At 34.3% G+C, this 13906-nt stretch carries 16 protein-coding genes; 6 read left to right on the forward strand and 10 right to left on the reverse strand.

The window, feature by feature from the left end; translation table 11 throughout:
• Positions 1-3: 3 nt before the first annotated feature.
• The 9 genes from CQA62_RS00660 to CQA62_RS00700 form a co-directional block, all read right to left on the reverse strand.
• Positions 4-465: a hypothetical protein gene (locus tag CQA62_RS00660; protein ID WP_104723698.1), complete on the reverse strand. Its 462-nt coding sequence runs from the start codon at positions 463-465 to the stop codon at positions 4-6.
• A complete protein-coding gene (gene lpxC, locus CQA62_RS00665; RefSeq protein ID WP_104723700.1) occupies positions 443-1345 on the reverse strand; it encodes a UDP-3-O-acyl-N-acetylglucosamine deacetylase in 903 nt (300 codons plus the stop codon). The genes CQA62_RS00660 and lpxC overlap by 23 nt, the downstream gene beginning before the upstream one ends.
• The gene (locus CQA62_RS00670; RefSeq protein ID WP_104723702.1) at positions 1342-2733 is read right to left on the reverse strand and encodes a M23 family metallopeptidase; all 1392 of its coding nucleotides are present in this window, start codon (positions 2731-2733) and stop codon (positions 1342-1344) included. Before CQA62_RS00670 ends, lpxC begins: the two co-directional genes overlap by 4 nt.
• Before the next feature lie 44 nt (positions 2734-2777).
• Positions 2778-3869 carry a flagellar biosynthesis protein FlhB gene (gene flhB / locus CQA62_RS00675; RefSeq protein WP_104723704.1) on the reverse strand — a complete coding sequence of 364 codons (1092 nt, stop codon included), beginning with the start codon at positions 3867-3869 and terminating at the stop codon, positions 2778-2780.
• A complete protein-coding gene (locus CQA62_RS00680; protein ID WP_104723706.1) occupies positions 3862-4431 on the reverse strand; it encodes an NTP transferase domain-containing protein in 570 nt (189 codons plus the stop codon). The genes flhB and CQA62_RS00680 overlap by 8 nt, the downstream gene beginning before the upstream one ends.
• Complete coding sequence (locus CQA62_RS00685) at positions 4431-5702, reverse strand: M20/M25/M40 family metallo-hydrolase (RefSeq protein WP_197720399.1); 1272 nt, start codon at positions 5700-5702, stop codon at positions 4431-4433. Before CQA62_RS00685 ends, CQA62_RS00680 begins: the two co-directional genes overlap by 1 nt.
• A 324-nt stretch (positions 5703-6026) precedes the next feature.
• Positions 6027-6710, reverse strand: coding sequence for an MqnA/MqnD/SBP family protein (locus CQA62_RS00690; protein WP_104723708.1), 684 nt, complete (start codon positions 6708-6710; stop codon positions 6027-6029).
• Positions 6711-6968 (reverse strand): HP0495 family protein, encoded by a 258-nt coding sequence (locus CQA62_RS00695; RefSeq protein WP_104723710.1) that lies wholly within the window; start codon positions 6966-6968, stop codon positions 6711-6713. It lies immediately after the preceding gene.
• Positions 6956-7333 carry a YbgC/FadM family acyl-CoA thioesterase gene (locus CQA62_RS00700; protein ID WP_104723712.1) on the reverse strand — a complete coding sequence of 126 codons (378 nt, stop codon included), beginning with the start codon at positions 7331-7333 and terminating at the stop codon, positions 6956-6958. The genes CQA62_RS00695 and CQA62_RS00700 overlap by 13 nt, the downstream gene beginning before the upstream one ends.
• Before the next feature lie 138 nt (positions 7334-7471).
• Here CQA62_RS00700 and CQA62_RS00705 point away from each other — a divergent pair, with 138 nt between their 5' ends.
• Entirely contained in the window at positions 7472-8803 is a 1332-nt protein-coding gene (locus tag CQA62_RS00705; RefSeq protein ID WP_104723714.1) for a sodium-dependent transporter, read from the forward strand.
• Here the strand turns inward: CQA62_RS00705 and CQA62_RS00710 are convergent, their stop codons facing one another.
• Positions 8804-9586 carry a CvfB family protein gene (locus CQA62_RS00710; protein WP_104723716.1) on the reverse strand — a complete coding sequence of 261 codons (783 nt, stop codon included), beginning with the start codon at positions 9584-9586 and terminating at the stop codon, positions 8804-8806.
• Between the two features lie 63 nt (positions 9587-9649).
• Between CQA62_RS00710 and CQA62_RS00715 the strand changes: the two genes are divergently transcribed.
• From CQA62_RS00715 to yedF, 5 genes are all read left to right on the forward strand, one after another.
• On the forward strand, positions 9650-10396 hold the full coding sequence (locus CQA62_RS00715) for a Nif3-like dinuclear metal center hexameric protein (RefSeq protein ID WP_104723718.1): 747 nt from the start codon (positions 9650-9652) through the stop codon (positions 10394-10396).
• The gene (locus CQA62_RS00720) at positions 10393-11100 is read left to right on the forward strand and encodes a zinc ribbon domain-containing protein (RefSeq protein WP_104723720.1); all 708 of its coding nucleotides are present in this window, start codon (positions 10393-10395) and stop codon (positions 11098-11100) included. Before CQA62_RS00715 ends, CQA62_RS00720 begins: the two co-directional genes overlap by 4 nt.
• 1 nt (position 11101) lies before the next feature.
• Positions 11102-12295, forward strand: a complete 1194-nt coding sequence (gene waaA, locus CQA62_RS00725; protein ID WP_232006747.1) for a lipid IV(A) 3-deoxy-D-manno-octulosonic acid transferase — start codon at positions 11102-11104, stop codon at positions 12293-12295.
• Between the two features lie 124 nt (positions 12296-12419).
• On the forward strand, positions 12420-13616 hold the full coding sequence (gene yedE, locus CQA62_RS00730; protein WP_104723722.1) for a selenium metabolism membrane protein YedE/FdhT: 1197 nt from the start codon (positions 12420-12422) through the stop codon (positions 13614-13616).
• Position 13617: 1 nt separating this feature from the next.
• Complete coding sequence (gene yedF, locus CQA62_RS00735) at positions 13618-13857, forward strand: sulfurtransferase-like selenium metabolism protein YedF (RefSeq protein WP_104723724.1); 240 nt, start codon at positions 13618-13620, stop codon at positions 13855-13857.
• The last annotated feature ends 49 nt before the right edge of the window (positions 13858-13906 follow it).

Here is a 13906-nt window from a genome sequence, read left to right on the forward strand (position 1 = left end):
CCTTTAAACCGGTGGCAAAATATACAAAGGTTCATTAATTCTAGAAAAATCCTCTTTACATATTTTTTGGGGCAAAACAAATTCTTGGCTCTCTACTTTTTCAAGACTTCTAAGCATAATCTCTTCATCTTCTTTGACAAAATATTGATTCCCAAAAGCCCTAATAGGTGAATTGGAATTAAAATAAAAGGTATCTGTTGAGTAGAGTTCAATTTCTTTTGTAATGCTTAAAGTCTGCACAAAAATATGGGTTAGCTTAATTGCTGTAAAGCTCCCAGGACCTCTAGCATAAAAAATGCGTTTAATCTTTCTCTCACCAAGAAAGACAAGCAAGTCTATAAGTGCATCTAAAGTTTTACACTCATAATCTTTTCTCTCTTTGAGTTCTAGATCCTCATAAATACCGCATATAAGAGGAGAAGAAGTAGAGAGTAAAACAAGATCAATGCTCTTTTGAGTAGGCATACTCTCTTTGCTCCTCATAGGCCATTTCTTCATCAGGAAGTTCTACAAGTTCATAGGCATCACTTTGGGCTAAAATTTGTTTAGTTAAAAGATGATTAAGTTTATGACTGCCCGCAAAAGAAACATAGGTTCCAAGTAATGGCATTCCCAAAATTGCCATATCTCCAATCGCATCTAAAATCTTGTGTCGCACAAATTCTTCTTGATAACGTAAGCCCTCTTTATTGAGAATTCCATTCTCATCAAGCACAATACAATTATTCAGTCCTCCACCTTTTGCAAGCCCCTGTGAGCGCAAGTAATTGACCTCCTGTACAAATCCAAAAGTTCTGGCCTTTGCTATTTCTTCTTTATAGGCTTGAGTACTGAATTCAAAACGATAATTTTGTTGCTGTATGCTTGGATGATTAAAGAGGATTTTAAAATCAAAGATTGTTTTACTGCTTGGTTCAATACGCACAAACTTATCTCCTTCTTTAACCTCAATAGGCTTTTTAATCTCAATTAATTTTCTCTTAGCATCAAGCTCTACAATCCCTGCCTCATCAAGTAAAATACAATAGGCAATAGCACTGCCATCCATAATAGGAATCTCTTCATTGTCAACGCTGATTAAAAGATTATCAATTCCATAAGCATATACTGCAGAAAGAAGATGTTCAATGGTTGAAATTCTTACATCCTCTTTTCCTAAAACTGTCGCCATTGTCGTATCTACAACATTCTCGGGTTTAAGAGGAATTTTGACATTTTTATCTGTACGATAAAACACAATACCGCTATTTGCTGGTAGTGGGTCTAGGGACATATTCACAGGCACACCCTTATGAAGTCCAATGCCCACAACCTCTACATGTTTTTTAATTGTTGTTTGCTTCATTTCTGATCCCTTAAGATAAGTTTTTCACCTTTTTGAAATACACTTGTAATATTATTTTTAATCCATTTACCATCCATCCACTCAGCAATTCTTACAAATTGTCCTTGAATTAAAATACTAAAATGCAAATGATCTCCAAAAGCCCAACCGGTTGATCCTGTCTCAGCAATTACATCCCCATCTGTCACCTGATCACCCAAAGATTTTTTAAAATTTGAAATATGAGAATATAAAGAAGCTAATCCTAAATTATGATAGATTACAACTGTATTTCCATAAATTCCTAGTTTTTGTTCTAAAACAATTTTACCTGCATTAGATACGATAATGGGTGCATTTGCTACACTTGCAATATCAAGTCCTAGATGATAAGAATTGCTAATATTTTTATCCTTATAGTAATAATGTCTACTATCTCCAAAAGATCCAACAACCTGAGCCCCTTTAAGAGGATAAAAGCGTTCAAAAATAATGGGATGAGAAATGAATTGAGTTTGAAAGTTGCAACTTGCATCATAAATGGCTTTTTCATCTTTTTCTCTAATCATTTCATTGAGATACCTAAACTTTTCACCTTGGCTTTCAAAAGTCATATTAGGCACAAGCATTTGAACAAGCTCATCAACTTTTCCAAAATTTTTATCTTGTAAACGGATTGTAGAATCACGATATCCACGAAGTTTTTTAACAATTGCAATTTGATAACGCGTTTGATTATTTGCATGATCTTGGGCAATAATTGTAGGGGTAAAGGATTTATTTTTCACAGGCCAAGCCATCAACACAGCATAATAACCCTTTTTAAGATAGGGGAATGGAATAAATTCATCAACACCATTACTGACTACAAGCTTTTTAAGATTATCCTCAAGTGCTTTAAAAATAATTAAGGCACTGCCTCCATAGCTGATGGAAAATGACGAAGCGATGACCTCAACCTTTGGCGCTAGAGTATCAATTGTAAAATCCATTCGTTTTAAAGTTGTATTTCCACTAAAAAAATTTGAATTACTCCAATCTGTCGCACTGATTTCATAGCTAATCTTAGCCCCTTCAGGAAGCTTTCTTTGGGGAATAGGCAACAAAATTTTAAGCTCTTTTGGCTTATCAAGCACAACTTCTTGAATATCTAAGACTTTCTCCCCGCTCTCAAGGGTTGCAAGGATTGAGTAAGATTTAATAGAACTGCTGTCCTTAAGAATGATTTGGGTTTGGGTTTTTGGATTCCAAAAATTCCCTGCATTCTCAATAATAATTTCGGGAGATTTTTTTTCAAAAATTTCTGATTGGCTTGCAAAATACACTAGAGCCCCAATAACTACCAAAAACAAAACAATCAAAAAACCTTTATAATTTGTTTTTCTTCTGTATCCTCGAATCTGTGCCACTGCTTAAACCTTATATTTTTTCTTCTTTGAAAATCATATCAAAATCAATCATCAAAATTAAAACGATTTCCCCTTCCTTGCAGATTTTCAATTCTAATTACCTCTTTGAGTAAAGTTGCAACTGCTGCAAACATATCATCACTGATGGGTGCATCAATTTCCACTCTAGCATAAAGCTCTCGTGCTAATGGGGGGTTTTCTATAATTTGAATTTCATTTTCCCTAGCAATAGCCTTAATCCTAATAGCCAAATGATCAATTCCCTTTGCTACGACAACAGGAACACCAAAACGATCTCTATCTTCCTTTGCAAAACGAATTGCAACAGCATAATGCGTAGGATTAGTCACAACCACAGAAGCACTTGGAATATTTTTCATCATTCTACTCATTGCCACTTTCATTTGCATTTGTCGAATCTTTTGCTTGATTTCAGGACTTCCTTCTTGTTGCTTATGTTCATCTTTAACTTCTTTTTTGCTCATTTTTAATGATTTGGTGTACTGATACTTTTTAATCATAAAATCAATACTTGCCAACACAAAAAATAAAAGAAGTAAAATTCCAATTAAAATCAGTGCCTTATCTCTAAACCAAATCATCTGATCAAAGATTCCAAGACGTCCAACGGTTGGTATTTCTCCTAAAAACCCAATAAATACTCCAATCCCTACACCAAAAGAGAGAAAAACCTTAAAGGTGATAAACATTCCTTCTAAAAGTTTTTTCAGAGAAAAAACATTTTTTAATCCTGTAATAGGATTGATTTTTGAGAGCTTGGGCATTATGGCTTTTGGACTAAAAAGCAAACCAAACTGTCCTACATTTCCCAATATCCCCCCGATCATCAACCCTATAAAAATCGGGGCAACCATAAAAAAAATCTCCAAAAGCAAGGTAAACCAAAGATTAAGTCCATCTTCCACACTCATTTCTTGATTGAAAAATTTTATCACCTGCATATACACTCTTGAGCATCCATCAACCCAATAGCCAAACAGTAAAAAAATAAGAGAAAGTCCAATAATTAATCCCAAAAACCCAACGACCTCTGGACTCTTGGCAACATTGCCTTCTTCTCTTGCTTTGGCGATTTTACGCGAAGAGGGGGCTTCGGTCTTTTCTTCATCAGCCATGTTGCCCCAATCTCTCCAACGCTTTTAAATAGTGTTCTTGAGTATTAAGATTACTAAAAATCTCAGGATTCTTAAAATCCATACTTTTGTGAGGAACCAAATCTATAAAATGAGACATTTTATAGTCCTGTTTTTGTATAAGATCTAAAAGTATAGAATAAATTGTTTTTGAATAAATTCCACAAAGATAGTGTTCTTTTTGACTATCTTTAGCATAAGTCACCCCCTCAATGCACTCTGCAAGCAAAGTATAGATCACTTCTTCTGTGATAAAAGGCGTATCTACACTTAAAAAAAAGATTTTCTGGCTTTGCAATGTCTCAAAAGCCTCCCTTATCCCAATCATTGGTGCAAACTCTCCTGTTTTTTCTTGAATCAATCTCACATCATAAGAAAGTAAAGGGGTTGTATTTTTCAAAGAAAGATACACACTAGAAAAAATCTTCTTCATTTTTTTAAACATAAAAACAGCCAAAGGCTCACTGGGAAAAGGTAAAAGTGCCTTATCTCTTCCCATTCTTGAACTTTTTCCTCCACATAAAATCACACAAGGGATAGGCATTACTGATTTGCTCCAATGATCTCAAACACTACTTTTGAAATCTTTTCTATAGAGCTAATTTCACACCGCTCATCTGTAGAGTGGGGGTTATAAATATTAGGTCCAATCGAACAACACTGTAAATCTCTGATTTTTGCTCCAATGATCCCACATTCAAGCCCTGCATGGATTGCATAATAACTTGCAGAAGGATTGTATGCTTTCATCACCCCTAAAACTTCCTCAGAAAACACACTCTTTTTTGGCTCCCATGGCAAATAAAAATTATCACTTCTCACATCTTGAGTGAAATAAGAAAAAAATTCTACACTCTCAAATTCAATTGCTCTTAACTCACTCTCATCATTTGAACGTGCAAAAAGTTCAATATTAATCTCCCCTCTCTCAAGCTTTGCTATTGCAAGATTAATGCTTGTTTGTGCAATCTTAAGTTCGCTATTATAAGTGCGTAATCCTTGTGGAAAGCTATTGAGTAAATATAAAAATTCTGCACTTTTTAATGATATTTTCTCCTCTCTCACTCCCAAGGATTTGAAACTAATTTGTTTCTCTTCCTTTGGGGGTTGAGGAAAAATAACTCTTGCTTTAGCATATTTGGGAATAGAATTAATCCTCTCACCCCCATTAAAACTAATGATTTCTCCTTGATTTCTTTTAATAAAAGAGGCAAGGGTTTTAATTGAACTTGTTGGATGATTAAGAATATCTACACCTGAGTGACCCCCCTTAAACCCATACACCTCTACTTCATACACCTCTCCTTGTAGGGTCTTTGTCTCATAGGGTATTTTCACAAAAATATCCACACCTCCAGCACAACCAATAGTAACTTGACTATCATTTTCATGATCAAGATTAAGAAGTTTTTTTGACTTAATTTGATGCTCTAAACCATTGGCACCAATTAGTCCTACTTCTTCATCAATTGTAAAGAGACACTCAATATTCTTAAATTTTCTCATTGCCTCCATCATAATTGCACATCCAATGCCATTATCTGCCCCAAGACTTGAATCTTTTGCCCTAAGATAGCCTTCTTGCTCATAAATTTCTATATCTGGAGCCTTTCCCATGCATACCATATCATAATGACTTTGTAGACATACTTTTGGATCTCCCTTATAGGCATGAATATTGCCCACTTTATCCACTTTGACTTCACATCCACATTCTTTAGCATACTCTACTAAAAACTCTCTCATTTGCTCAGTTTCAAAACTGCAATGTGGAATCTTGCTCAAGTCTCTGAAATGACTCATCACTTCTTGCACATTACTCTCCTTTTTTATTGCAATTGCTGAATTCTAAAAAAGAACATTATAAAACAATCAAGGTTCTCTTTCACGCTCTTTAACTCTTACATCTTTATTTTTGCCTTTTATGCTTTTGCCCCGTAATTATTTTATTGCCTATCTTATTGCTTTGTGGAAATGAATTATGCTCTAGCTTACAACATCAATCATTCTTACAAAAAAAAGGGGGGGGGGACACTAACGCTTATTATATCTTGCACATTTTTTAATCTTGGAAAAATTCAGCAAGTGATTAGCTTAAAAAATGATTATGCAAATTCTGCAGAATTTATTGGCTAAAAATCACTCGATTCTCTTAGGTTTTTTAATCCCCAAAATTCTTAGTTCTCGATGAAAATGCTCTAAAGCTCTTTTTTCTTTGCTTTTAAGAGCATAATAAATTTTTTGCAAATATGCCCTAATCTCTTTGGGTGGAATCTTGGAAGAATAAGAGCTTTGGATAAGAATATAATAGGGAATTTTAGGCTTTGTGCGTGAAAATCCTTCAAGCATACTTTGGATTTTCTCACTTCTTTTTTTTAGGCAAAATAATCCAAATACAAAAGGAAGTCTGTGTTTCTTCCACCATAAAAGCCCCAAATCCTGATATTCTCCTCCTTGAATTTTATAGTGCAATGCCCTATCTCCTATCCTCACTTCTCCACTCACCTTTAAAACTTTAGCAAGAGCATTGGAGGTAGCTGATTGATAATCATCTTGATTTTCTTTGGGCAATACAATCACACTCCAAACCTCACCCTTTGCAATGATTCCTATATTTGTTGTTATATTTTTTTTTCCTAAAGCCATAATAGAAGAAACAAACCCCCCATCAAGTCTAGAAAATAAAAAATCACTATTGAGCTTTGCAGGATAAGATTTTCTATAAGTAATCATTTTCTTTTGTTGAAAGCTTAAGGATGATTTTTTAAGATAAATATCAAAGGGCAAAAGATTGAGATAATCAATCTTTCCAATTTTTAGCATTTATAAAACCATTAAAATTTGCGGATGATTTTTGAGCTTGGCAAAAAAATCATTTCTCTGCTCTTGAGTAGATACTTCAACACTTACAACAATACTGACAAACTTTCCACTACTTGAAGCTTGTCCATCTTTTAGATTATAATCTGGGGGAAAAATTTCTTCAACAATCTTTTGCAATTCTTGTTTGTCTTTTCCAATAATTCGATATTCCCACTGCGTTGGATAATCAATTTGTGGTTTTCCCTCTATTTGTTGCATTCTAAAACCTCCAAAAAATCTTTTGTAATCTCACATGGTTTTCCGCTTTTAAGGTTAATACAGCCAAGCTTAACTTCCATTTCAAAGATTTTTTCTTTTTCTTTATAAATTTCTTGTTTAAGAGTAAGTTGCACTTTCTTTAATTCAAGAATTAAATTTTTAATTTCAAGAATATCGCCTAACTTTGCACTTTTAATAAAGCTTGCATTCAGACTTCTTACAACAAAACTCAAACTTTGATTATAAGGCATTTTTCCTCTATTAAAGAACATTTCACTTCTTGCTCTCTCACAAAATTTTAAGTAATTACTATGATAAACAATACCTCCACAATCTGTATCTTCATAATAAACTCTAATTTGCATCTTTTCCTCATTGCTTTAATTTTACTGAAGGCAATTTATACACTATTTTTTGTCGCAGAAGGCAAATTTAATGATACTTTTTTAAAATATTAGATACAATCGAAACCTTTTAAGAATTTTCAAATTAAGGAGGAAGTAATGAATAACTTCAGCAAACTAGGCTTTATTCTTGCTACTTTGGGTAGCTCTATTGGTCTAGGTCATATTTGGAAATTCCCTTATATGGCTGGACAGAACGGAGGAGGGGCATTTGTACTTTTCTATCTTGTTCTAGCACTTGTTATTGGTGTCTCAATGTTGATTGCCGAAATGCTTATTGGAAATAAAGCCAAATCAAACCCTGTAGATAGTTTCGTAATTTTAGAGCCAAATAAAAAAAGTACTTGGAAATTTATTGGTATTATCACGATTGGTGGACCAATGATTATGACTTTTTATGCAGTTGTGCTTGGTTGGGTACTTTATTATCTCTTTGTTGGGAGTTTTTCATTGCCTCAAGATTTACAGAGTGCTAAAAATTCTTTTGAAACTCTTGCTACAGGTTCAATCTCTACTCAAATTGCAGGAATGCTTGCTTGTATGATTCTCACAGGCTATATTGTTTCCAAAGGAGTAAAAGCAGGAATTGAGAAGCTTAATCTTATTTTAATGCCCCTACTTTTTATTATCTTCATTGGACTACTTGCCTATGCTTGTACACTTGATTCATTTCCAAGAGCATGGGAATTTATGTTTGCTTTCCAACCTGAAAAACTTACAAGTGATGTAGTTTTAAGTGCTTTGGGGCAAGTCTTCTTTGCCCTCTCTCTTGGACTTGGAACAATCCTTATATATGGAGCCTATGCTGACAGTAATGAAAATTTACTTTCAAGCTCAATTTGGGTTGTAATTTCAGGATTATTTATCTCTATTGTTGCAGGATTAATGATCTTTGCTTTTATTTTTCAGTTTAATGGTGAGGCAAGTGCTGGACCAGGATTGCTCTTTATTTCCCTCCCCCTTGTATTTGGAAAAATGGGAATTTGGGGAAATATTATTTCTTTTCTTTTTATGCTCTGTGTAGCATTTGCAGGAATCACTTCTACTGTTTCTATCGTTGAACCTGCAGTATCCTACCTTAAAGATCGCTTCAATTGGGGGCAGGCAAAAGCAACATGGATTTGCTGTGCTCTCATCAGCATTGTGGCTGTTTTTGTAGTTCTTTCTATTACAAAAGAATATGAGGCAAGCTTAAGTATTGGAGGAAAAAATCTCTTTGATTGGATGGATGTTCTTACTTCTAAATTCATAATGCCTGCGGGAGGATTTTTTATCCTTATATTCAGTGCTTATGTTATTGGCAAGAAAAGACTTAGAGAGTTCACTCAAAGTTATCTCTCACCTATTCTTTTTGAAATTTGGTATATCATCATTGCCTTTATTGCACCTATTGTGATTGCGGTTATTGCACTTGTGCCACTTTTTAAATAGCTATCTTAAGAGGGTAATCCCCTCTTGGGATTGATTTATTCGATCCGCTAATTTTACTAATGCTCTTTTAAAAGCTTTTTTACTCATTTTTGCAATTTTATAAATCTCTTGTGGATCACTATCTTTTGTAAGTTTTAAAGTATTTGCATTAGCTCTAAGAGTCTTAAGCAAGCTTTGTACTTCATCTTCTTGCACAAGCTTTAAATCCAACTTCCCATCAGGACGAATATTTTTTATCACAACTTCCACTTCTTGAGCAATAGACAAAACAGAAAAGAGTTCATTATCATAAAGCATTCCTTGATATTTCTCTTCCACTACACACTCAAAGCCTAAAGGGGTCTTGCGATATACTTTAGCAAAAGATTTTGTTCTGAGCTTGCTTTTATCCCTGCAAGGGATAAATTTTAAAATCGGATTAGCAATTAATCTCCCTTCTTTATCTTTTTGGATTTTTACCACTCTCTTCTCTCCACGTTTAAGAGAATAGGGAAATTGATGAGGCATAAAGATATCTTTAGCAATCCCAAGATCAAGATAAACACCATTGTTTACAATATCCACAATCTCCAATGCCACAATTTCATCTAAAACCCCATAAGGTTTAAGTGTAGTGGCAATAATTCTATCCTCACTGTCTGTATAAACAAATACCTCAAGAGTGTCTCCAATCTGGCAGTCTTGTGGCATATATTTTTTAGGGAGTAGAATTTCTTTTTCTCCCAAGATTGCGCCAAAGGGTAAAATCTTTCTTACCTCCAAATTTACATAACTTCCAACCATTACCTTTCCTAAAAATAAAAACTCTTTGGCATAATATCAGATTTATTAACAAGCGAGTTTTTTATGCCAAAAGTCAAAGATATTTATCAAATTTGTGATGAACTCTCTCCTTTTTCTCTGCAAGAAAAATGGGATAATAGTGGGTTAAATCTTGGAAATTTTGAGCAAGAATTTCAAGAAATCTATCTCTGTCTTGAAGTTGATAAAAATATAGCACAAAGTATTCAAGCAAACTCACTCATTATCACTCATCACCCTTTGATTTTTTCTCCAACAAAAAACCTAGATCCTCAAACTTATCCAAGCAATATTCTCTATACTCTTATTGCTAAAAATTGTGCGCTTATTGCAATGCATACAAACTTTGATCTCACACATCTTAATCCCTTTTTCGCTCAAGAGCTTTTAGAATTTTTTCCTTTAGAACCCTATCTTTACGCCCTTAAATGCAATCAAAAGATCACTTTTAATCTCCTTTGCAAAAAAATTGAGGAGAAAATGCAAATTTCAGATTATAAATTTGTTCAAGCCCACCAAGAAATTAGGCAGCTATATTTTTGCTGCGGAAGTGGTGCTTCACTGATTGCACATCTTCCCCCGCATAGTTGTCTTATTACAGGAGACATCAAACACCATGATGCAATGCTTGCACAAAGTCTTGGAATCTCACTCATTGATGTGGGACATTATGAGAGTGAAAAATATTTTGCACAAATTTTGCATAAGAATTTGAAAAATTTTGGCTATGAGGCTATAATAAGCCCTTTAAAAAATCCTCTAGAATTTTCTAAACCTAAGGAAAGACAATGAATAAATATTTAAAAGAGCTCATTGATGTTTCTTTGTTGGACAAAGAAATTGATTTGATGGAGCCAAAAATTAAACAAATCAAAAAAGAGCTCAACCTTAAACTCTATCAAAAAGAGGCAAAAAAACTAGAGATTGTCAATCTAGAAGAACAAAAAGAGACCTATGAACTTCAAATTCAAAAGAGTAATGAATCTCTTGAAATTCAAAATACAAGACTTGAAGAACTCGGTAAGAAAATGAGTGAAGTTAAAACCGAAAAGGAACTCAAAGCCTTAAATATTGAAGAGGAATTAGCAAGAGAGCAAATCACTTACCAAAACTCTGAACTCAATCGTCTTGATGCCCTTAAAGATAACGTTGATGAAAAAATCAATGCAATCCAAGAAGAGATCACAAAAATTGATACTGAAATTGTAGAAATTGAAAAAACTATTTCTGTCCAACTTGCAGAAATCCATAAAGAGCAAGAGGCAATCTCAAAGAAAAAAGCCATTATCGTAGAAAAAATGGATCAAAAAATTGTCCTCTTCTATGAAAAAATCCGCAAATGGGCAAAAAATACAAGTGTTGTGCCTGTATATAAACAAGCTTGTGGTGGATGTTTTATTAGAATCAGTGATCGTGTTTATAGCGAGATACTCAAAGGTGATGATATTATCACCTGTCCACATTGCGGAAGAATCCTTTATATCCAAGAAGATTAAAATGCACAGGATGGAAAAATCTTTTCCTCTTGGCTATTATTCTTTACTTATTCTTACCTATATTTTTGTATTTCCTTTTCTTTTCCTATTGTCTTTTAAAAAAAAATATTCTCACTCTATCCCTGCACGATTCTTTCTTAAAAACTTTGCCCTAGAGTTTTCTCCTACATATTGGTTCCATTCCTGCTCTTTTGGGGAAAGTAAATCTTATGAACCTATTTTAAAAACCCTAATACAAAAAGAACCCTATGCTAAAATTTTGCTGACCTGTACCACGAATACGGGTTACTCCTATTTGCACACCTTTAAAGAGAATAATCCTCATAATTTTATTATCCACTATCTTCCCTTTGAGATTTTTCTCCCCTTTTATCGTCCTTATCTCAAACATCTCAAAACACTTATTGTTACAGAAGCAGAACTATGGAAAATGCTCTTTTGGATAGGAAAAAGTATGGGGGCAAAGACTCTGCTTGTCAATGCCAGAATCTCTAATCATTCACTTAAAAACTATCAAAAAATGAAATGGTTTTACACTTCAGTGTTTAAATATGTTGATAAGGTCTTTGCTCAAAGTCAAACAGATAAAGACAGGTTGGAGAGTTTGGGGGCAAAAAATGTAGAATCTTTTGGCAATCTTAAAATATTCTCTACACCTCAAATCACACACCACTACACAAAAGAGCGTGACATTATCCTTTGTGCTTCTAGTCATAAAGATGAGGAAAAACTTGTTCTTCAAGCCTTTCTGCCTCTTAATCTCGATGCTACACTCATCATTGTTCCACGCCACCCTGAAAGATTTACTGAAGTTCAAAATATCTGCAAACAAGAGTGTAAAAAATATACCAAAACCTTCTCAACCTATAAACAATCTTGGGGGGATGTGGTGCTTGTGAATGCAATAGGGGAACTGAATAATTTCTACCGTATTGCAGATTGCGTGATTCTTTGTGGAAGTTTTATTCCTGTAGGAGGACATAATCCACTTGAACCCGCATTCTTTCATGCCCCAATCTTAAGTGGAAAACATATCCATAACCAACATGCTCTATTCTCTCTTATAGAAGGATACGAATTAATAGAGGGCGAAAGTTTGGGAGAGAAGCTCAAAAATTATAAATCCCTCCCCCACTCCTCAATCAAACAATACCAAAATAAGCTTGATGAATTGGTTTCATTCATTCAAGACTAAAATCATCCCTTATATCTTAATTGTGATATAATGCGCCTCTTAGTGTCAAGGATTGACAATAGCATTTTTTAGACTTCTTCTTACTTTCTAAAAAATCCTTTAAATACTGCAACAAGGATATTCTATGTGGAAACATTTCAAGGAAACTTATTTAATCAAATTTTGGAATCCCTTTTATTCTATTTTGTTCTTAGCTGTCCTTTCAACTTATTTTTTTGGTATCACAGGCAAACATTGGGCAGTAACTGGGGAATTTACACGTTGGGGAGGGGGAATTTTAGAGTTATTTGGAGTAGATGTTAAGAATTGGGAATATTTTCATGTCATTGGTTTTAAGGGGCATTGGTGGGAAAGAGTGGATGGGATTATGCTGATGATGATGTTTGTAGGAGCTTTCATTGCAACACTTTTTGCCAGCCGATTTCACTTAACAATGCCTGCAAATAAAATAAGGATGATTCAAGCACTCATTGGAGGGATCATTTCTGGATTTGGTGCAAGACTTGGAATGGGGTGCAACTTGGCAAGTTTTTTTACAGGAATTCCTCAATTTAGTCTGCATGCTTGGTTTTTTACGCTTATGAGCATTATAGGGATTTATACAGGAATAAAAATCATTCAAATGCCTTTTTTACAATCTAGGGCAAAACTTGTAAAAGGAGCTTATAAAGGTCAACCTCAAAAAAACAAAGATACTTTTATATGGGGAGTGTTGCTCCTCATTATAAGCTTGGGGACTATTGTTTGGTTGATGCAAAGTGATAGCTTTGGAGAAAAAAAATCAGTCCTAGGCATTGCAGGTCTTTTTGGTCTGGCTTTTGGGTTTGTAATTGCTAAAGGACAAGTCTGCTTCACTTCTGCTTTTAGAGATTTATTCCTTCTAGGTCGCGGAATGGTTGCCAAGGCTATTGTTTTGGGAATGTTTATCTCCACTCTTGGTATTTTTGCTTTTATTATGCTTGGGGTACATCCCAAAGTCACTTGGGTAGGATTAAATGTTATTATAGGTGGTTTTTTATTTGGTCTAGGAATCACTCTTGCTGGTGGCTGTGAATGTGGCTGGCTCTATCGTGCAACAAGGGGGCAAATGCAATATATTATTGTAGGAGTAGGCAATCTTATTGGCTCTGTAATATTGGCTTATACATGGAAATTTTATGACAAGGCTTTGGCAACAAGTTTTCCAAAGATCAATCTTTTAGAGAGTTTTGGGAATTATGGAGGATTACTTATAAATTACACTCTCCTCATGGTGCTATTGCTTATAATTTTACTTATTGAAAAAAGAGTGCAAGCAAAGATTAGGCAAGGAGTTTTTTAAGATGAAAAATTATGAAATTACCTATCATATTAATTTAAAAGGCGAGTCTTGTCCATATCCTGCAATTAAAGGAGTTGAAGCACTCAAGGAATTAAAAAAGGGAGAGATTTTAGAGATTGTGAGTGATTGCCCTCAAACCATGCACACGATTCCTATTGATGTAAAAAACTATGGCTACGATTTGCTTGATATTGTCCAGAAGGGTGGAGATATTCACTATATTGTTCAAAGAAATTTTTAATCCAACTCAACCAAGATAGAAGACATTTGCTTAAGAATGTCTCTCTTAG

The sequence above is a fragment of the Helicobacter cholecystus genome (genome assembly GCF_003364215.1).
Taxonomy (GTDB): Bacteria; Campylobacterota; Campylobacteria; order Campylobacterales; family Helicobacteraceae; genus Helicobacter_G; species Helicobacter_G cholecystus.

Excerpts from the sequence above, each read along its gene's own strand:
- flhB (WP_104723704.1), bottom strand. The coding sequence starts at position 3,869 with ATGGCTGATGAAGAAAAGACCGAAGCCCCCTCTTCGCGTAAAATCGCC.
- yedE (WP_104723722.1), top strand. The coding sequence starts at position 12,420 with ATGTGGAAACATTTCAAGGAAACTTATTTAATCAAATTTTGGAATCCC.
- waaA (WP_232006747.1), top strand. The coding sequence starts at position 11,102 with ATGCACAGGATGGAAAAATCTTTTCCTCTTGGCTATTATTCTTTACTT.
- CQA62_RS00695 (WP_104723710.1), bottom strand. The coding sequence starts at position 6,968 with ATGCAACAAATAGAGGGAAAACCACAAATTGATTATCCAACGCAGTGG.
- CQA62_RS00720 (WP_104723720.1), top strand. The coding sequence starts at position 10,393 with ATGAATAAATATTTAAAAGAGCTCATTGATGTTTCTTTGTTGGACAAA.
- CQA62_RS00660 (WP_104723698.1), bottom strand. The coding sequence starts at position 465 with ATGCCTACTCAAAAGAGCATTGATCTTGTTTTACTCTCTACTTCTTCT.
- yedF (WP_104723724.1), top strand. The coding sequence starts at position 13,618 with ATGAAAAATTATGAAATTACCTATCATATTAATTTAAAAGGCGAGTCT.
- CQA62_RS00710 (WP_104723716.1), bottom strand. The coding sequence starts at position 9,586 with ATGGTTGGAAGTTATGTAAATTTGGAGGTAAGAAAGATTTTACCCTTT.
- CQA62_RS00715 (WP_104723718.1), top strand. The coding sequence starts at position 9,650 with ATGCCAAAAGTCAAAGATATTTATCAAATTTGTGATGAACTCTCTCCT.
- CQA62_RS00700 (WP_104723712.1), bottom strand. The coding sequence starts at position 7,333 with ATGCAAATTAGAGTTTATTATGAAGATACAGATTGTGGAGGTATTGTT.
- CQA62_RS00705 (WP_104723714.1), top strand. The coding sequence starts at position 7,472 with ATGAATAACTTCAGCAAACTAGGCTTTATTCTTGCTACTTTGGGTAGC.
- CQA62_RS00690 (WP_104723708.1), bottom strand. The coding sequence starts at position 6,710 with ATGCTAAAAATTGGAAAGATTGATTATCTCAATCTTTTGCCCTTTGAT.
- lpxC (WP_104723700.1), bottom strand. The coding sequence starts at position 1,345 with ATGAAGCAAACAACAATTAAAAAACATGTAGAGGTTGTGGGCATTGGA.
- CQA62_RS00680 (WP_104723706.1), bottom strand. The coding sequence starts at position 4,431 with ATGCCTATCCCTTGTGTGATTTTATGTGGAGGAAAAAGTTCAAGAATG.